We start from the raw sequence: 17,837 nt of genomic DNA on the forward strand, positions 1-17,837 counted from the left end.
TACCCCTCAGGTGCAGTGCCAGGGGGCGTTGCGGGCCTCCACGAGCGGTCCGCAACGCCCCCGATCCATGTCCGGCTACGGGAGCACGGTCCCGAAGCGGATGTCGTACGACGACTGCGGGTGCATGACGTCCAGCAGGTACGCGCCCTCCGCCAGGACCTCGGCGCGCTGGGCCTTGGTGAGGTCGTCGAAGGGTTCGATGACGAGGGCGTCGTCGATGATCCGCCAGACGCCCGCGAGGAAGCCGTCGACGAGGAACGGGCAGTAGACGGTGTTCACCTGCCAGGTGCGGCCCCGGTTCGCGGGCGGGATCACCCGGGTGCGGTCGGCGTGGGAGAGCAGCAGGTTGTCGAACTCGGGCAGGAAGCGGGGCGGGGCCGGGGTGTCGGGGTCGGGGCGCGGGGCGTCGGGGAGGTCGAAGAGTTCGACGCCGTTGTCGTCGCGGAAGGTGACCAGCTCCGGGCGGAGCCGCTCGAAGACGGGACGCATCCGGGTCAGACCGCACCAGGTCTGCATGTCCTTCACCGAGGCGGGCCCGAAGGCGGCCAGATAGCGCAGGACGGTGGCGTCCGGGGAGGCGGGCGGCTCGACGGGGCGGCCCAGCCAGTGCTCGACGGTGGTCAGGCAGACCTGGGCGCTCTTTCCCCACACACCGCGCGGGGTGATCTGGACCAGCGGCAGTTTGCAGCGGGCGGCGATGGCGAGGGCCCCCGGATCGGCGTCCGGCCACTCGGCGCCCAGCGCCTCGCGCAGCTGCTTCATGGTGCGCGGTGTCTCTTCGACGAGGTCGCGGGCGAGGGCGGCGAGCCGGTCCAGGTCGACGCCGACGAGGCCCTTGCGGAAGATGTTGATCTCCCGGTCCCGGGCGGGCTGCACCAGCGGGCGCAGCGCGAGGCTGTCGTCGGCGGTGTGCAGGTGGATGGTCGAGCGCATGCTGACGATCCGTACCGCCTCCCGCCGCTCCAGCAGCCCGGCCGGCTCCTCGGGCCGGAAGCCGTCGAGGCGGGCGGCGAGCGCGTAGTACGGCGGCTTGACCTCCTGGGCCTGGAGGCCGACCAGATGCTCCACCGCCGCCTGCGCGGACATCGGGGCGCGGCGCAGCAGCAACTGCCGTTCCAGGGTCGCGCGGTTGAGGGCGCGGGTGCCGAGAACGGGGCCCGGGGCGGTCGTCGTCTTCGTCATGACCCGCACGGTAGTAGGGCTTGCGGACAGCCCGGGTCCGCAACTGTGGATCTCCTGCGAGGTGCCGCGTATAACCTGCTCGGAGATCACTGGCGTCGGCCGAGGGGCAGCCACGATGTCGAAGCGCAACCGGAAGTCCGTCTGGCGCCGCGCCCTGACACCGCAGTCCGGCCCGCCGGGGCCCCCGCGGCAACGAGCCGAGCCCGCCCCCGAACCGGAACCGGCGAGCATCGTCCAGGCGGTCCTGTACCGGGACGGGGTGCGCGTGGCCTCTCCCGCCACGCTCGCCGACACCTACCGCGAGCTGCGCGAACAGTCCGGCGGGATGGCCTGGATCGGGCTGGCCCGCCCGACCGAGTCCGAACTGCTCTCCCTGGCCGCCGAGTTCGATCTGCACCCGCTGTCCGTCGAGGACGCGATGGAGGCCCATCAGCGGCCGAAGCTGGAGCGCTACGGCGAGACGCTCTTCGTCGTCCTGCGCGCGGCCCGCTATCTCGACGCGGTGGAGGAGGTCGACTTCGGTGAGCTGCACGTGTTCGTCGGCCCCGACTTCGTGATCACGGTCCGCCATGGCGCGGCGCCCGACCTGTCGGCGGTCAGGCGCCGGATGGAGGAGACGCCGGAGCTGCTGAAGCAGGGCCCGGAGGCGGTGCTGTACGCGATCCTCGACGCGGTGGTCGACGGGTACGCGCCGGTCGTCGCGGGCGTGCAGAACGACATCGACGAGATCGAGACGGAGGTCTTCCGCGGCGACCCGGAGGTCTCCCGCCGCATCTACGAACTCTCCCGCGAGATGGTGGAGTTCCAGCGCGCCACCCGCCCCCTGGTCGGCATGCTGCACGGTCTGATGGCGGGCTTCGCGAAGTACGGCACGGACGAGGACCTGCAGACGTATCTGCGGGACGTCGCCGACCACGTCACGCACACCAGCGAGCGCGTCGACGGCTTCCGCCAGGCCCTGACCGAGATCCTCACGGTGAACGCGACCCTGGTCACCCAGCAGCAGAACGCGGAGATGCGGGCGTTGGCGGAGGCCGGTTTCGAACAGAACGAGGAGATCAAGAAGATCTCGTCCTGGGCGGCGATCCTGTTCGCGCCGACGCTGGTCGGGACGATCTACGGCATGAACTTCGACCACATGCCGGAGCTGCACTGGCTGTTCGGGTATCCCTTCGCGATCGGCCTGATGGGGGTGGTTTGCGTCAGTCTGTACGTGATCTTCAAGCGGCGCGACTGGCTCTAGAAGCCTGACGGCCAGCCTGCTCAAGGAGGTCCTCGGCTGTCGCGCCGCTTGCCGCTGCCCCTGCCCGGGGCCCGTGTGTTCACCGGCCCTGGAGGAGCGAGATCTCGCTCGCGGAGCGCTGCAGGACCACCTCCAGGACGTCGGGCATGATCAGCGTGCCGGTGCCGTCGGGCGGGCACAGCCAGCGCACAGCGCCCCAGCGGCAGTGGGGTGCGGGAGCGGCGATCCACGCGCCTCTGCCCAGATAGCGCAGACCGGTGCCGACCCACACCGCCTGGGGGTCCGGCGGCAGGAGGAATCCCACGTGATGGGTACGGGCGTCCAGCAGGCACGGTCCGGGCTGGATCAGCGGCAGTTCGTCGAGGATTCCCGCGACGCGCAGACCCAGTTCCTCGGGGACGACCAGGACGTCCCAGAACCGGCCGGCTGCCAGCAGCGCGATCCCGGAGTGGCCGTTCTGCCACTCCTCCTTGCAGGCGCGCGGGTCCTCCGCCGCCGCGGCCAGCCACTCCATCGACCTCGTCCAGTGTGCGAGTGCCATCACAGCCTCCTTGGGGGTGCCGATGTCCGGGACGACGCGCAGGGAATGCGGGCGGCGAAGTCCGGAGCGTCGAACGGCTCACGGCCATTTCGGTCAGCGTGATCGGTGGAGGGCCCAGTGCAGCGGGATCGGCGACCGGTGGCCATGGGGTAGCGGCCCAATTCGCCGTATGAGGCGAGCGCCGGAGCGCCCCAGGGGGCAGATATATGCAGCCGCGCGCCCCTCCGCTCCCACAACCCTACTGATTGCGGCATTCGGGGGATCGTCGCCGGGTGCCGCAACCGGAGCGCCCCGCCCCGCGACTTCACCGGGTGACAGACACCCCGAGCGAGGGAGACCAGCGGTGAGCTCATACGGCGACACACTCGTCCCGTTCCAGGAGGTCTGGCCCATGTGCGACCAGTACGCCTCCCCCTGCGATCTCGACACCGGCGGCGACTACCCGCTGCCGCCCCCCGACCCGGCCCAGCGCCTGAACTTTCCGCTCAGCGCCGCCGACCACCGGCGCCTGGACCTGTACGCCGCGCTCACCGTCCGCGGCATCGCGCCGGTCCCCGGCGACCAGCACGCTGTCGACACCATCAGCACCCTCGGCGACGAGGTGACGACCGCCGTGCTGCGCTGGGTCGCCGGCGCCACCGGGTGACCCGGGAGCTCCGCAGGCCGGTTCCCGGGCATCGGGTCAGGCGGTCCCGCCCGGGGAACCGGAGCCCTGGGCCGTCGAGGTGAGGCGGCGCAGCGCGGCCCGGGCCGGCGGGCCCCAGGTGGCCTTGCCGCCCGGCCGGCCGTGGATGCCCGCCTCCGCGATGAAGAGGCAGGCGAACGCCTTCAGTACCGCCCAGCCGCGCGCCCGGCGTCGCGTCGCGGGGTCCGCGGTGGGCCGGTAGGCGGCGTGGAAGCGGTCGACGGCGCCGTCCGGCAGCAGGATCCACGCGGCGGCCAGGTCGCAGGCCGGATCGCCCGCGAAGAGGTCGCCGAAGTCGATCACGCCGCAGAACGTGCCGTTCGCGGTGAGGACGTTGGCCGGGTGCAGATCGCCGTGGAGCCACAGCGCCGGGCCCGTCCACGCGGGCGCGGTGACGGCGTCCTCCCAGACCGCGCGCACGGCGTCCGGGTCGGGCAGCAGGCCCAGTTCGGTGGCCGAGGCGAGGCCCCGCGCGAACGGTTCCGCGTGGTCGGCGAGCGGGCCCCCGCGGTCGCGGCCCGCGGGCGCCCCGTCGGGGGCGGGCCGGTGAAGGGCCGTCAGGAAGGCGGCCAGGGCGTCGGCCGCCTCCGCGGCGCGCACGGCGGGAGCCAGGTCGGCGGGCGCGCCCGGCACCCAGGTGGTGACGGTCCAGGGCCGCGGGAACCGCTCGGAGGGCTCGCCCAGCCGCTGCGGCACGGGCACCGGCAGCGGCAGGTCCGGGGCGAGGACGGGCAGCCACGCGTACTCCTTGCGCAGCAGCGCGTCCGCGGACGGTGTCGCCCAGGGCAACCGGACGGCGAGGTCGTCGCCGAGCCGCCACAGTTGGTTGTCCCAGCCCCGTGCTCCGAGCTCCACAGGCAGTCCGGCCAGATCGGGGTGCTGGTCGTGCAGCAGATCCCGGATCAGCTCCGCGGTGATCTCGATATCGGTGTGGGTCATACGGATCCACGGTAGTCGACCGTGGTCCGCGCCCCCCGGGGGCTACTTGACGGCCCTCGCCACCAGCTCCCCGATCCGCGTCTCGTCCGCCGCCGTGAGCCGGGTGAGGGCGAAGGCGGTCGGCCACATGGTGTCCTCGTCGAGGTTCGCGGTGTCGTTGAAACCGAGGGTCGCGTACCGGGCGTTGAACTTCTGCGCGCTCTGGAAGAAGCAGACGACCTTGCCGTTCCTGGCGTAGGCGGGCATGCCGTACCAGAGCTTCGGTGCCAGCTCCGGGGCGCTCGCCGTGACGACGGCGTGGACGCGCTCGGCCATGGCCCGGTCCGGCTCCTGCATCTCGGCGATCTTCGCGAGCACGGCGGCCTCGTCCTGGGCCGCCTTGTCGGCCTTCGATCCGCGGCGGGCGGACGCCTTGACCTCCTTGGCGCGCTCCTTCATCGCGGCGCGCTCCTCGTCCGTCCACTGCTCGGACGCGGTGTTCTCGGTGTTCTCGGTGTTCTTGGTGTTCTTGGTGGACTGCTGTGCCTTGGTCATGGCCGGTTCCTTACGGGTGGGTTCGTCAGGTGGTGGAGCTCTGGCGGGTGGTGGCGCCGAGCCGGTTGAGCAGGTTGGTGACGCCGGTCAGCAGGACCAGCGCGGCGAGCTGGGTCTCGTCGTAGTGGGTGGCGGCCCGGTCCCACACCTCGTCGCTGACCGCGTCGGGGCGGTCGGCCAGCCGGGTGGCGGACTCGGCCAGTTCCAGGGCCGCCCGCTGCGCCGGGGTGAAGTGCGGCGTGTCCCGCCAGGCGGTGAGGGTGAGCAGCCGTTCGTCGCTCACTCCGGCCTCGCGGGCCGTCCGGGTCCCGTCGTCGACGTCGGCCGCGCACCCGTTGATCTGGCTGATCCGCAGGCGCACCAGCTCCAGCGTCCGGGGGTCCAGGCCGGCCGAGCGCACGGTCGTCAGGAGCTCCTGGAGGGGGGCTGCCGCGCCGGACAGGACGACGGCGGGGTTCCGCATGCGGGACCGCACGGGGCTCTCCTTCGCTTCCGGTTCGGTGCCCCGTTCCGTCGGGGCGTGACTCCATGACAGCCCGGCCCGCGCCGCCGGGCCATGGCGGTGGGACGGCGTGGGACAGCGGAACGGGCCTTGACCTGCGGCGAACCGGGTGAGAAGACTTCTCGCACGGTGGGACGGACAGACGGGGGAACAGGGATGGACGCGTCCACGGCGGATCCGCAGGAGGAGCTGGCGGCCCGGCTGCGCATGCTCCAGGAGCTCTCCGGGCTCGGCGTGCGGGCGCTCGCGCGCGACGCCGGACTGAGCTCCTCGTCACTGTCGCGGTACCTCAACGGCCGTACGCCGCCGCCCTGGCCCGCAATCGTCGCCCTGTGCCGCCTCGTCGAACGCGACCCGCGGCCGCTGCGCCCGCTGTGGGAGCGGGCCTCGCACCCGCTGCCGGCGCCGCCGAAGAGCAGCCGCCAGGTGAGGCCCGCGCCCCGCAACACGCTGCCGCGCGACGTGGCCGACTTCACCGGCCGCGAGGAGGCGCTGGCCGCCGTGCTCGCGGCGATGGACAGCCACCGGGCGGTCTGCGTCGACGGCATGGCGGGCGTCGGCAAGACCTCCCTCGCGGTGCACGCGGCGCACCGGCTGGCGGCGAGCTTCCCGGACGCCCAGCTCTACGTCGACCTGCACGGGTTCACCGAGGGCCGGCCCCCGCTCGACCCCGACTCGGCGCTGCGGATGCTGCTCGGGGCGCTGGACGTGCCCTCCGAGCGGGTTCCGCAGGGGGGTCTGGAGCAACTGGCCGCCTGCTGGCGGGCGGAGCTGGCCGGGCGGCGCGCCGTCGTGGTCCTCGACAACGCCGCCGGCGCCGAGCAGGTCCGTCCGCTGCTGCCCGGCGCCGGGGCGTCCGTCGCCCTGGTCACCAGCCGCAACCGGCTGCTCGGCCTGGACGAGGTGCCCCCGGTCTCGCTCGACGTACTCAGCCCCGAGGAGAGCCTGGAGCTGCTGGCCCGGGCCGGCGGCGACCCGGGCGGCCCCGAGGGCAGGCTGGCCCGTGATCCGGAGTCCACCGCCGAGGTGCTGCGGCTGTGCGGGCGGCTGCCGCTGGCCCTGCGGCTGGCCGGGGCACGGCTGCGGCACCGGCCGGGCTGGACCGTGGGCATCCTGGCCGAGCGGCTGGCCGAGGGCACGGACGAGTTCGACGCCGCGTTCGCCATGTCGGTACGGCAGTTGGAGCGGCGGCACGCCCGGCTGTTCCGGATGCTGGGGCTGCTGCCGGGGGCGTCCTTCGACGAGTACCTGGTGGCGGCGCTGGCGGAGGTCCCGGTGCGCGCGGCGCGGGCGATGCTGGAGGACCTGGTCGACGCGCACCTGGTCCAGCAGCCGACGCCGGGCGGCTACCGTCTGCACGATCTGGTGCACCAGCACGCCCGCCGGGCGTCGGCGCAAGCGGACCCGGCGGCCGAGCGGGAGCGCGCCCTGGTGCGGGTGCTGGACTACTACGTCCACGCGGCGGCCGCCGCCGACGCCGCGATGCCGTTCGTGTCGCCCGCCCGTCCGGTCGCGGCGGGACCGGCCCCGGCGGAACTGCCCCGGTTCGCGGACAAGAACGCGGCCATGGGCTGGCTCGTCGCGGAGTACGGCAACCTGATCGCCGCGTTCGAGACGGCGGCGGCCGTCGGGTCCGACGTCCATGTGTGCGAGCTGCCGCGCTTCCTGCGGGCGTACTTCGCGCGGCGCTGCGGCACGACCCACCTCAACGTCCTGTTCGAGCGGTCGCTGGCCGCCGCCGAGCGGCTGGGGGAACCGCTGCGGCTGGCGGAGGCGTACAGCGATCTGGGCTTCGCGCGCTACAACGCGGGCCGGACGGCGGAGGCCGCCGAGGCGTACGAGGCGGCCGGGCTGCTGGTGCCCGGGGCGGGGGACGCCCGGGTGGCGGCGGAACTGACGCTGCGCCGCGGCTATCTCGGCTGGGACGCCGGGCAGGTCGAGGAGCCGCTGGAGCTGTTCCGGCGGGCGGCGACGTCGTACGCGAACGCCGGCTGCCCCGAGGGTGCGGCGCACGCCGCCGCCGCGGAGGCCTGGGCGCTGCTGCAGCTGGGCCATCGCGAGGAGGCGGCGCGGCTGGCCCGCGAGGTGCTGGACGTCCCGCACACCGACCCGGCGTGGCCGCCCGCGCTGACGGCCCGGATCACGCTCGGGGTGGCGCTGGCCCGGGAGGCCCCGGACGAGGCGGCGCGGGAGCTGCGCCGGGCGCTGGAGTCGGCGCGTGAGGACGGGCATCTGCACAACCAGGCCTGGTGCCTGAACTGCCTGGGCGTGGCCCTGCGCCAGATGGGCCGGTACGACGAGGCGCTGGCCGGCCACCGGGCGGCGTTCGCCCTGCTCGACGAGTTGTTCGAGGAGCACTGGAAGATCCACTTCCTCAACGGCTACGCCGAGACCTGCCGTCTGGCGGGGCTGGACGAAGAGGCCCTGCGCCTGCACCGGCAGGCCCTGGACCTGGGCGCGAGGCTGGGCAACCGTCACCAGGAAGTCCTGGCCCACGAAGGCATCGCGGCCGTGCTCGACGCGACCGACCCGGCGGGGGCTGCCGAGCACCGGGAAGCGAGCCGGACGCTGCTGCGGGCGCCGGCCGCCGGGGCCCACTGAGGCACCCTTGCCCCGTGCGGGGGCAGCACCGACCCACTATACAACACGTGTATACACGCGACGTATAGTCGCGGCATGCCTTCTCCGACCAAGAAGATGAAGAAAACGGGGGCCGCGTTCCTCGCCGCCACGATGTTGTCCGCCGTCGTCACGCTGACCGGCTGCACACGTCTCGAGACCACCTCACCGGCCGACGTCCGGGCCGATGCCACCGCCGTCCGGGCCCGGGCCGGGACCGTCGACTGCGAGGAGGTCAAGTGCATCGCGCTGACCTTCGACGCCGGACCCAGCGAGAACTCGCCGCGCCTGCTGGACATCCTGAAGCAGGAGCGGGTCCCGGCGACCTTCTTCCTGCTCGGCGAGCGGCACATCGAGAAGTACCCGCAGCTCGTGAAGCGGATGGCGGCCGAGGGGCACGAGGTGGCCAGCCACACCTGGGACCACAAGATCCTCACCGACCTGGAACCGGACGAGATACGCGAGGAGCTGGAGCGCCCGAACGAGGAGATAGAGCGCCTGACCGGGCACCGCCCGACCCTGATGCGCCCGCCGCAGGGCCGCACGAACGACACCGTGCACGACATCTGCCGGGAGCTGGGGCTCGCGGAAGTGCTGTGGAGCGTGACCGCGAAGGACTACAAGACCAATGACTCGGCCCTGATCCACGAGCGGGTCCTCGACCAGTCGTCCCGGGACGGGATCATCCTGCTGCACGACATCTACGCGGGCACGGTGCCCGCGGTGCCCGGGATCATCAAGGACCTCAAGAAGCAGGGGTACGTGTTCGTGACCGTGCCCCAGCTGCTGGCGCCCGGGAAGGCCGAACCCGGCAAGGTCTACCGCTGAATCTAGGATCGGGCGGTGGTCAACTTTCAGCTGGAACGCACGGCGCCGCTCTCCCCCGACGAGGCCTGGCGCCGCCTCACCGAGTGGCCCCGCCACGGGGAGGTGGTCCCGCTGACCCGCGTCACCGTGGTCACCCCCGGGCCCAACCGGGAGGGCACGGTGTTCGTGGCGCGCTCGGGCCTCGGCCCGCTCGCCGTGGACGACCGGATGGAGGTCACCGTGTGGCGGCCGCCGGCCGAGGACTCGCCCGGACTGTGCCGGCTGGAGAAGCGGGGCCGGGTGGTGCTGGGCTGGGCGGAGATCGAGGTGCGCCCGGGGCCCGGCGGGCGGGCACGGGTGGTGTGGCGCGAGGAGCTGCGGGTCCGGCCGCTGCCCGGGCTCTTCGACCCCCCGCTGCGGGCGGCGGCGCGGTGGATCTTCGGGCGGGCGGCGAACCGCCTGCTGCGCGGCGCCTGAGAGCTGCCTGACAGACTGGGCGTCATGATCTCAAATGGAGCCTCCGGACCGGCAGTTGACGAGGTCGAGGAGCTCGTGGCGGACGCGCTGCGCGGGCTGCTCGCACAGGCCCGGGAGGTGGGCGACGGCGGCCTCGGCTGGCCCGTGCGGCCGTCCGACGAGGCGCCGGACCCGATGTTCTACAACGGCACCGCCGGCATCGTCCCCGTCCTGCTGGAAGCCTGGCGGCACTTCGGCGACGACGCCTGTGCCGATGCCGCCGTGCGCGCCGCCCGGGGCCTCGCCGCGGCCGTCGAGGAGACGGAGGACTGCTCCCTGTACTTCGGGCTCACCGGCATGGCGCTCGCGCTGCGGGCGGTGGCCGACGACCTGGGCGAGCGTGCCGCCGCTGCCGCCGCGGACCGGGCCATGGCGCTGGTGCGGGCCCGCTTCGACGGGGTGCGCTGGGGCGAGCTGTTCGAGCTGATGGGCGGCAACGCCGGGATCGGCCTCGGCGCGCTGGCGCTCGGGGACACGGAGTTCGCCGTACGGGCCGTGGAGCCGTATCTCGACACGACGGAGCGGACCGCGGCCGGGGTGCGGTGGGCGTTCCGGCCCGGGGTGCCGGGGCGGATGCACCACATCGCGCACGGCACGCTCGGCATCGCCCTCGCGCCGGCCGCGATCGGGGCGGCCGCCGGCCGCACGGACCTCACCGAACTGGCGCTGGCGGGTGCCGCGGACGTCGTCTCCCGGGACGAGGCGGGGCCCGAGGGCTTCCTGGTCCCGCACTCCGACCCGCGGCACGGCGGTGAGCGGGCGGCCCGGTACAGCTACGGCTGGTGCCACGGTCCGGCGGGGGACGCCCAGGCGTTCCGGCTGCTGCGGGACGCCTTCGACGACTCCGCCTGGTCGGTGCTGGCCGACCGCTGCTGGCACACCGTCACCCGCTCGGGGCTGCCCGCGCGGGTCAGCCCCGGCTTCTGGGACAACAACGGCCGCTGCTGCGGCACCGCGGGGGTCCTGGCGCTGGCCTGCGACCGGATCGCCGAGCGGGGCGACTGCCCGGACTTCGCCGGCCTCCTGGTCGCGGATCTCGTCGCGCGCGCGACCCGGGGCGCGGACGGGGCCCACTGGTCGAACGTGGAGCACCAGGCGGCGCCGAGCGAGCTGGAGCCGGAGACCGGCTGGGCGATGGGCACCGCGGGCATCGCGCGGGAACTGCTGCGCTGGGTACGGCTGAGCCGGGGCGGTGCCCCGGACTACGCGTTCGCCTGGCCGGACCAGCCGGCCGTCCGCTGGGACCCGGCTCAGGCCACCGAGCCGATGCGCCGGGCCGGGGCCGAGGCCGTGTCGTGATGGATGGGCGTGTGGGCGCCGGTCAGTGAGGCGCCGCTGCCGCCCCGCCGGTTCGCGACGATCTCGGCGGCGATCGACAGGGCGGTCTCCTCGGGCGTACGGGCGCCGAGGTCGAGGCCGATCGGGGACCGCAGGCGGGCCAGCTCCATGTCGGTGACGCCGACCTGGCGCAGCCGTTCGTTGCGTTCCAGGTGGGTGCGGCGCGAGCCCATCGCGCCGACGTAGGCGACCGGCAGGCGCAGGGCGAGCCGGAGCAGGGGGACGTCGAACTTGGCGTCGTGGGTGAGCACGCACAGGACCGTGCGCGCGTCGACCCGGGTGCGTTCCAGGTACTGGTGCGGCCACTCGACGACGATCTCGTCGGCCTCGGGGAAGCGGGCCGGGGTCGCGAAGACGGGCCGGGCGTCGCACACCGTCACGTGGTAGCCCAGGAACTTGCCGATCCGCACCAGCGCCGAGGCGAAGTCGATCGCCCCGAAGACGATCATCCGGGGCGGCGGGACCGAGGACTCCACCAGCACCGTGAGCGGTGCTCCGCAGCGAGAGCCCTGCTCTCCGATCTCCAGGGTGCCGGTGCGGCCGGCGTCCAGGTAGGCGCCCGCCTCGGCGGCGACGGTGCGGTCCAGTTCGGGATGGGCGCCGAAGCCGCCCTCGGGGGAGCCGCCGGGCCGGACCAGCAGGGCCCGGCCCCTCAGTTCCGCGGGGCCGGAGACGATCCGGGCCACGGCCGCCGCCTCACCGCGGGCGGCGGCGGCCAGCGCCGCGCCGATCACCGGGCGGGCCGGATCGGCGGCCCGTACCGGGGTGACCAGGATGTCGATGACGCCGCCGCAGGTCAGGCCCACGGCGAAGGCGTCCTCGTCGCTGTAGCCGAAGCGCTCGAGGACGGTGTCCCCGTCCTGGAGCGCCTGCCGGCACAGTTCGTAGACGGCGCCCTCCACACAGCCGCCGGAGACCGAGCCGATCGCCGTGCCGTCGGTGTCCACCGCGAGCGCGGCGCCGGGCTGGCGGGGCGCGCTGCCGCCGACCGCGACCACGGTCGCCACGGCGAAGTCACGGCCCTGCTCGACCCACCGGTGCAGCTCTTCGGCGATGTCCAGCATCTCTCGGTCTCCTTGAGGGGGTGGTGTGGAGGGCTACCGGCTAGTGGACGCCGAGCCAGCTCTCGATCGGGTTGAGGGCGAAGAACACCAGGAAGATCACCGTCAGGGCCCACATGAACACCCCGATCTCCCGGACCTTGCCCTGCGCGGTCTTGATCGCGACGTACGAGATGACGCCGGCGGCGACACCCGCGGTGATGGAGTAGGTGAACGGCATGATCACGACGGTCAGGAAGACCGGGATCGCGGTGGCGCGGTCGCTCCAGTCCACGTGCCGGGCGTTCATCATCATCATGGCGCCGATGACGACCAGGGCGGCGGCCGCGACCTCCCCGGGCACGATCGCCGTGAGCGGGGTGAAGAACAGACAGGCGGCGAAGAACAGGCCGGTGACGACCGAGGACAGGCCCGTGCGGGCGCCCTCGCCGACGCCGGTCGCCGACTCCACGAAGACGGTCTGGCCGGAGGCACCGGAGACGCCGCCGATCGCGCCGCCCGCGCCGTCGATGAACAGCGCCTTGGACAGGCCCGGCATCCGGCCCTTGTCGTCGGCGAGCTTGGCCTCGGTGCCGACGCCGATGATGGTGGCCATCGCGTCGAAGAACCCGGCGAGCACCAGCGTGAACACGATCATGCCGACCGTCATCGCGCCGACCTCGTCCCAGCCGCCGAACTCGACGTCACCGAAGATGGAGAAGTCCGGCATGGAGACCGCGCTGCCCTGGAGTTCGGGAGCGCCGCTCGCCCACTGCCTGGGGTCGATGACGCCGAACGCGTTGAGGGCGACGGCCAGGACCGTGCCGGCGGCGATGCCGATCAGGATCGCGCCGGGGACGCCCCGGGCCTGGAGCATGAAGATGCCGAGCAGGGTCACGGCGAACAGCAGCACGGGCCAGCCGGCCAGTTCGCCGGTCGGGCCGAGGGCGACCGGGGTGGCCTCGCCCTGGTGCACGAAGCCGGCCTTGTAGAAGCCGATCAGGGCGATGAACAGGCCGATGCCCATGGTGATCGCGTGCTTGAGCGCCAGCGGGATCGCGTTCATGATCATCTCGCGGAGGCCGGTGACGACCAGCAGCATGATGACCACGCCGTACATCACGCACATGCCCATGGCCTGCGGCCAGGTCATCTGCGGGGCGACCTGCGAGGCGAGGACACCGGAGACGGAGAGGCCGGCGGCGAGGGCGAGCGGCACCTTGCCGAAGAAGCCCATCAGCAGCGTGGTGAGGGCCGCCGCGAACGCGGTGGCGGTGATCAGGGCCTGCTGCCCGAGGGTGTTCCCCGCCGCGTCCTTGCCGGACAGGATCAGGGGGTTGAGCAGCAGGATGTACGCCATCGCCATGAAGGTCGTGACGCCGCCGCGCACTTCGCGCGCGACCGAGGAGCCTCTCCTGGATATGTGAAAGTACCGGTCGAGCCAAGACCGTCCGGCCGGGACGAGGGTGCCTTCACCCGCGTCGTCGGCAACGGTCTTCGGCTCCAGTGACTGCTGGGTCATGTGGGCCTACTCCCAAGGTTCAAAGGGGCACCCGCATCGACAACCGCCTCTGCGGCTGCGGGATTTGGGAAGGTGCTTCGGCCGCACGACCCGGGGGACGGCCCGAGACGAACGATCTGGGTACTCCGGGCGGCGCGGCGAAGTGTGACGTTCCCGGCGCCGCCCGGAGAGACTTGCGGTGTGTGCCTACGCCGTACCGGTGAGGTGCTCCGGACGGACCGGCGTGCGGTTGAGCTCCAGCCCGGTCGCCGCGCGGATGGCCGCGAGCACGGCCGGCGTGGACGACAGGGTGGGGGCCTCGCCGATGCCGCGCAGCCCGTACGGGGCGTGGTCGTCGGCGAGTTCGAGCACATCGACCGGGATGATCGGCGTGTCGAGGATCGTGGGGAGCAGGTAGTCCGTGAAGGACGGGTTCCTGACCTTCGCGGTGACGGGATCGACGACGATCTCCTCCATCACCGCGATGCCCATGCCCTGCAGGGTGCCGCCCTGGATCTGGCCGAGGACGGACAGCGGGTTGAGGGCCTTGCCGACGTCCTGGGCACAGGCCAGCTCGATCACCTTGACCAGGCCCAGCTCGGTGTCCACCTCGACGACCGCGCGGTGCGCGGCGAAGGAGTACTGGACGTGGCCGTTGCCCTGGCCGGTGCGCAGGTCGAAGGGCTCGGTCGGACGGTGCCGCCACTCGGCCTCCACCTCGACGGACTCCCCTTCGAGGACGTCCGCCAGGTCGGCGAGGACCTCCCCGCCGTCGGTGACGACCTTGCCGCCCTCCAGCAGCAGCTCGGCGGTGGCCCAGGCGGGGTGGTAGGAGCCGAACTTGCGGCGCCCGATCTCCAGGACCTTCTCCCGGACGAGCTCGCAGGAGTTCTTCACGGCGCCGCCGGTGACGTACGTCTGACGCGACGCGGAGGTCGAACCGGCGCTGCCCACCTGGGTGTCGGCGGGGTGGATGGTGACCTGGGTGACGCCCAGCTCGGTGCGGGCGATCTGCGCGTGGACGGTGACGCCGCCCTGGCCGACCTCCGCCATCGCGGTGTGCACGGTCGCGACCGGCTCGCCGCCCACGACCTCCATGCGCACCTTGGCGGTGGAGTAGTCGTCGAAGCCCTCGGAGAAGCCGACGTTCTTGATGCCGACCGCGTAGCCGACACCGCGGACGACGCCTTCGCCGTGCGTGGTGTTGGACAGGCCGCCCGGCAGCTGCCGTACGTCCGCGCCCTCGCTGGACTCCCACTGGCGCTCCGGCGGCATGGGCATCGCCTTGACGCGGCGCAGCAGTTCGGCCACCGGGGCGGGTGAGTCGACCGGCTGTCCGGTGGGCATGAGCGTGCCCTGCTCCATGGCGTTGAGCTGCCGGAACTCCACCGGGTCCATGCCGAGCTTCGCCGCCAGCTTGTCCATCTGCGCCTCGTAGGCGAAGCACGCCTGGACCGCGCCGAAGCCGCGCATGGCGCCGCAGGGCGGGTTGTTGGTGTAGAGGGCGACGGCCTCGATGTCCACGTCCTCGATCACGTACGGGCCGACGGACAGGGAGGAGGCGTTGCCGACGACCGCCGGGGAGGCCGACGCGTAGGCGCCGCCGTCCAGCACGATCCGGCACTTCATGTGCGTGAGCTTGCCGTCCTTGGTGGCGCCGTGCTCGTAGGTGAGTTTCGCCGGGTGGCGGTGGACGTGCCCGAAGAAGGACTCGAAGCGGTTGTAGACGATCTTGACGGGCTTGCCGGTGCGCAGCGCCAGCAGGCAGGCGTGGATCTGCATCGACAGGTCCTCGCGGCCGCCGAACGCGCCGCCGACGCCGGCCAGCGTCATCCGCACCCTCTCCTCGGGCAGGCCGAGGACGGGCGCGATCTGGCGCAGGTCGGAGTGGAGCCACTGGGTGGCGATGTAGAGGTGGACGCCGCCGTCCTCCTCCGGCACCGCGAGGCCGGACTCGGGGCCGAGGAAGGCCTGGTCCTGCATGCCGAAGGTGTACTCGCCCCGGACGATGACGTCGGCCCGCTTCGCGGCCTCGTCGGCGTTGCCGCGGACGATCGGCTGGCGGTGCACGATGTTCGGGTGCGGGACATGGCCGCTGTGGTGGTCGTCGCGGCCCTCGTGGACCAGGATCGCGTCCGGCGCGGTCGCGGAGGCCTCGTCGGTGATGACCGGCAGGTCGCGGTACTCGACGTGGATCTTCGCGGCGGCGCGGCGCGCGGTCTCCGGGTGGTCGGCGGCGACGATCGCCACCGGCTCGCCGTGGTGACGCACCTTGCCGTGGGCGAGGACCGGGGTGTCCTGGATCTCCAGGCCGTAGTTCTTCACGTCGGTCGGCAGGTCGTCGTAGGTCATGACGGCGTACACGCCCGGCATGGCGAGGGCCTGGCTCGTGTCGATGGACACGATCTCGGCGTGGGCGACCGTGGAGCGCAGGATCTGGCCCCAGAGCATGTCCTCGTGCCACATGTCGGACGAGTACGCGAACTCGCCGGTGACCTTGAGGGTGCCGTCCGGGCGGAGCGTGGACTCGCCGATGCCGCCCTTGGTCGGGGAGCCCTGGGTGACCTTGGTGGGAGCACCAAGGGGAGCGCCGTTGCTGGGCATCGTCAGACCGCCTCTCCCTGCCGGGCGGCCGCGAGGCGGACCGCGTCCATGATCTTCTCGTAGCCCGTGCAGCGGCACAGGTTGCCCGAGAGCGCCTCACGGATGTCCGCGTCGCTCGGGTTCGGGTTGCGCTCCAGCATCTCGTCGGCCGCGACCAGCAGACCCGGGGTGCAGAAGCCGCACTGGACGGCGCCGGCGTCGATGAACGCCTGCTGGATGGGGGAGAGTTCGGTGCCCTCGCCGGTGTGCGAGTCCTGGCCCTTGGCCTGCCAGCCCTTGGCCTCGTCGACCGAGGTGCCACAGGCGCCGGTGGCGCAGCCGCCGTGCTCGGCGCGCTGCTTGGCGAAGTCCGCGAGCCCCTCGACGGTCACGACCTCCCGGCCCTCGACCTGACCGGCGGCGACCAGACACGCACACACCGGGAGGCCGTCCAGGCGGACCGTGCAGGAGCCGCACTCGCCCTGCTCACAGGCGTTCTTGGAACCGGGCAGGCCCAGCCGCTCGCGCAGGACGTAGAGCAGGGACTCGCCCTCCCACACGTCGTCGGCTTCCTGCGGACGTCCGTTGACAGTGAAGTTGACACGCATCAGGCGACTCCCTCCGTGCGGGCGGCGGTGCCGCGGTAGGACTCCCAGGTCCAGGTCAGCGTGCGGCGGGCCATGATGCCGACCGCGTGGCGGCGGTAGCTCGCCGTGCCCCGGACGTCGTCGATCGGGTTGCAGGCGGCGGCGCACAGGTCCGCGAACTGCTTGGCGACCGACGGGGTGATGATCTTGCCGTTGTCCCAGAAGCCGCCCTCTTCCAGCGCGGCGTTCAGGAACTCCTCGGCGGCCTTGGCCCGCACCGGCGTGGGCGCGGCCGAGCCGATGCCGGTCCGGACGGTCCGCGTCCGCGGGTGCAGCGCGAGCCCGAAGGCGCACACCGCGATGACCATGGCGTTGCGCGTGCCCACCTTGGAGTACTGCTGGGGCCCGTCCGCCTTCTGGATGTGCACCGCGCGGATCAGCTCGTCGGGCGCGAGCGCGTTGCGCTTCACGCCGGTGTAGAACGCGTCGATCGGGATCCGTCGGCTTCCGCGAACCGACTCGACCTCGACCTCGGCGCCCGCCGCGAGGAGCGCGGGGTGGGCGTCGCCGGCCGGGGAGGCGGTGCCGAGGTTGCCGCCGACGCCGCCGCGGTTGCGGATCTGCGGGGAGGCGACCGTGTGCGAGGCGAGGGCGAGACCCGGCAGTTCGGCGCGGAGGTTCTCCATGATCCTCGTGTACGGGACGGAGGCGCCGAGCCGTACGCTCTCCTCGCCGACCTCCCATTCGTAGAGGTCGCCGACGCGGGTGAGGTCGAGGAGGTACTCGGGCCGGCGGTGGTCGAAGTTGATCTCGACCATCACATCGGTGCCACCCGCAATCGGCACAGCGGTGGGGTGCTCTGCCTTCGCGGCGAGCGCCTCCTCCCAGCTGGCGGGGCGAAGGAAGTCCATGACCGGCTCTCTTCTTCGTCTCAGTGCTCTTGGAAGTCGTACAGATTGAGCCAATCCGTGTGCGGCGGGCGCGGCTCGTTCACGTGCTGTTAACGCGGAGTGGTGTCAGTACACCGCCCCGTCCTCCCACGGGGTCAGTCACGGAAACCATGAAGGAGTTGGCTGGCCAGGGTGGTCATCTTGTAGATTCGTATGAACGGAGGTCATCAGCAACCTCCTGGTTTTCCTCTGGAAACGTGAGGCGCACACCACGTGACCTGGGACACAGCCGAATCGTGACCCCTGACCCGGCGTGTGTCACCCACCGGC

General features: G+C 72.7%; 16 protein-coding genes. 6 read left to right on the plus strand and 10 right to left on the minus strand.

The window, feature by feature from the left end:
* Window positions 1-75: 75 nt before the first annotated feature.
* Entirely contained in the window at window positions 76-1,182 is a 1,107-nt protein-coding gene (locus tag ACWD1Z_RS06955) for a winged helix DNA-binding domain-containing protein (RefSeq protein ID WP_451116201.1), read from the minus strand.
* Between the two features lie 115 nt (window positions 1,183-1,297).
* On the opposite strand from ACWD1Z_RS06955, the gene ACWD1Z_RS06960 reads away from it, so the two are divergent.
* Entirely contained in the window at window positions 1,298-2,425 is a 1,128-nt protein-coding gene (locus ACWD1Z_RS06960; protein ID WP_451116203.1) for a magnesium and cobalt transport protein CorA, read from the plus strand.
* Between the two features lie 79 nt (window positions 2,426-2,504).
* On the opposite strand, the gene ACWD1Z_RS06965 is transcribed toward ACWD1Z_RS06960, so the two are convergent.
* On the minus strand, window positions 2,505-2,966 hold the full coding sequence (locus tag ACWD1Z_RS06965) for a hypothetical protein (protein ID WP_451116204.1): 462 nt from the start codon (window positions 2,964-2,966) through the stop codon (window positions 2,505-2,507).
* Window positions 2,967-3,309: 343 nt separating this feature from the next.
* On the opposite strand from ACWD1Z_RS06965, the gene ACWD1Z_RS06970 reads away from it, so the two are divergent.
* Complete coding sequence (locus ACWD1Z_RS06970) at window positions 3,310-3,612, plus strand: hypothetical protein (RefSeq protein WP_451116206.1); 303 nt, start codon at window positions 3,310-3,312, stop codon at window positions 3,610-3,612.
* A gap of 36 nt (window positions 3,613-3,648) precedes the next feature.
* On the opposite strand, the gene ACWD1Z_RS06975 is transcribed toward ACWD1Z_RS06970, so the two are convergent.
* Genes ACWD1Z_RS06975 through ACWD1Z_RS06985 form a run of 3 tightly spaced genes read right to left on the minus strand, consistent with a single transcriptional unit; the run spans window position 3,649 to window position 5,599 of the window.
* Window positions 3,649-4,590, minus strand: coding sequence for an aminoglycoside phosphotransferase family protein (locus ACWD1Z_RS06975; protein ID WP_451116208.1), 942 nt, complete (start codon window positions 4,588-4,590; stop codon window positions 3,649-3,651).
* 42 nt (window positions 4,591-4,632) lie between these two features.
* A complete protein-coding gene (locus ACWD1Z_RS06980) occupies window positions 4,633-5,124 on the minus strand; it encodes an iron chaperone (RefSeq protein WP_451116209.1) in 492 nt (163 codons plus the stop codon).
* Between the two features lie 25 nt (window positions 5,125-5,149).
* Window positions 5,150-5,599, minus strand: coding sequence for a carboxymuconolactone decarboxylase family protein (locus ACWD1Z_RS06985; RefSeq protein ID WP_451116211.1), 450 nt, complete (start codon window positions 5,597-5,599; stop codon window positions 5,150-5,152).
* A gap of 183 nt (window positions 5,600-5,782) precedes the next feature.
* Here ACWD1Z_RS06985 and ACWD1Z_RS06990 point away from each other — a divergent pair, with 183 nt between their 5' ends.
* The 4 genes from ACWD1Z_RS06990 to ACWD1Z_RS07005 all read left to right on the plus strand — a co-directional run bounded on the left by ACWD1Z_RS06990 (window position 5,783) and on the right by ACWD1Z_RS07005 (window position 10,867).
* Window positions 5,783-8,227: an ATP-binding protein gene (locus ACWD1Z_RS06990; RefSeq protein ID WP_451116213.1), complete on the plus strand. Its 2,445-nt coding sequence runs from the start codon at window positions 5,783-5,785 to the stop codon at window positions 8,225-8,227.
* 75 nt (window positions 8,228-8,302) lie between these two features.
* On the plus strand, window positions 8,303-9,073 hold the full coding sequence (locus ACWD1Z_RS06995; protein ID WP_451116215.1) for a polysaccharide deacetylase family protein: 771 nt from the start codon (window positions 8,303-8,305) through the stop codon (window positions 9,071-9,073).
* A gap of 15 nt (window positions 9,074-9,088) precedes the next feature.
* Window positions 9,089-9,529, plus strand: coding sequence for an SRPBCC family protein (locus ACWD1Z_RS07000; RefSeq protein WP_451116217.1), 441 nt, complete (start codon window positions 9,089-9,091; stop codon window positions 9,527-9,529).
* A 24-nt stretch (window positions 9,530-9,553) separates the two neighbouring features.
* Entirely contained in the window at window positions 9,554-10,867 is a 1,314-nt protein-coding gene (locus tag ACWD1Z_RS07005; protein ID WP_451116218.1) for a lanthionine synthetase LanC family protein, read from the plus strand.
* Here the strand turns inward: ACWD1Z_RS07005 and ACWD1Z_RS07010 are convergent.
* The 5 genes from ACWD1Z_RS07010 to ACWD1Z_RS07030 form a co-directional block, all read right to left on the minus strand.
* Entirely contained in the window at window positions 10,819-11,970 is a 1,152-nt protein-coding gene (locus ACWD1Z_RS07010; protein ID WP_451116220.1) for an XdhC family protein, read from the minus strand. The two genes, ACWD1Z_RS07005 and ACWD1Z_RS07010, sit on opposite strands and share 49 nt — an antisense overlap.
* 40 nt (window positions 11,971-12,010) lie before the next feature.
* The gene (locus ACWD1Z_RS07015) at window positions 12,011-13,468 is read right to left on the minus strand and encodes an NCS2 family permease (protein ID WP_451116222.1); all 1,458 of its coding nucleotides are present in this window, start codon (window positions 13,466-13,468) and stop codon (window positions 12,011-12,013) included.
* A gap of 186 nt (window positions 13,469-13,654) precedes the next feature.
* Entirely contained in the window at window positions 13,655-16,051 is a 2,397-nt protein-coding gene (locus ACWD1Z_RS07020; protein ID WP_451116224.1) for a xanthine dehydrogenase family protein molybdopterin-binding subunit, read from the minus strand.
* Between the two features lie 2 nt (window positions 16,052-16,053).
* Window positions 16,054-16,638, minus strand: coding sequence for a (2Fe-2S)-binding protein (locus ACWD1Z_RS07025; RefSeq protein ID WP_451116225.1), 585 nt, complete (start codon window positions 16,636-16,638; stop codon window positions 16,054-16,056).
* Complete coding sequence (locus ACWD1Z_RS07030; protein WP_451116227.1) at window positions 16,638-17,528, minus strand: FAD binding domain-containing protein; 891 nt, start codon at window positions 17,526-17,528, stop codon at window positions 16,638-16,640. The genes ACWD1Z_RS07025 and ACWD1Z_RS07030 overlap by 1 nt, the downstream gene beginning before the upstream one ends.
* Between the last annotated feature and the right edge of the window lie 309 nt (window positions 17,529-17,837).

The organism is Streptomyces sp. NPDC002784 (genome assembly GCF_053592135.1).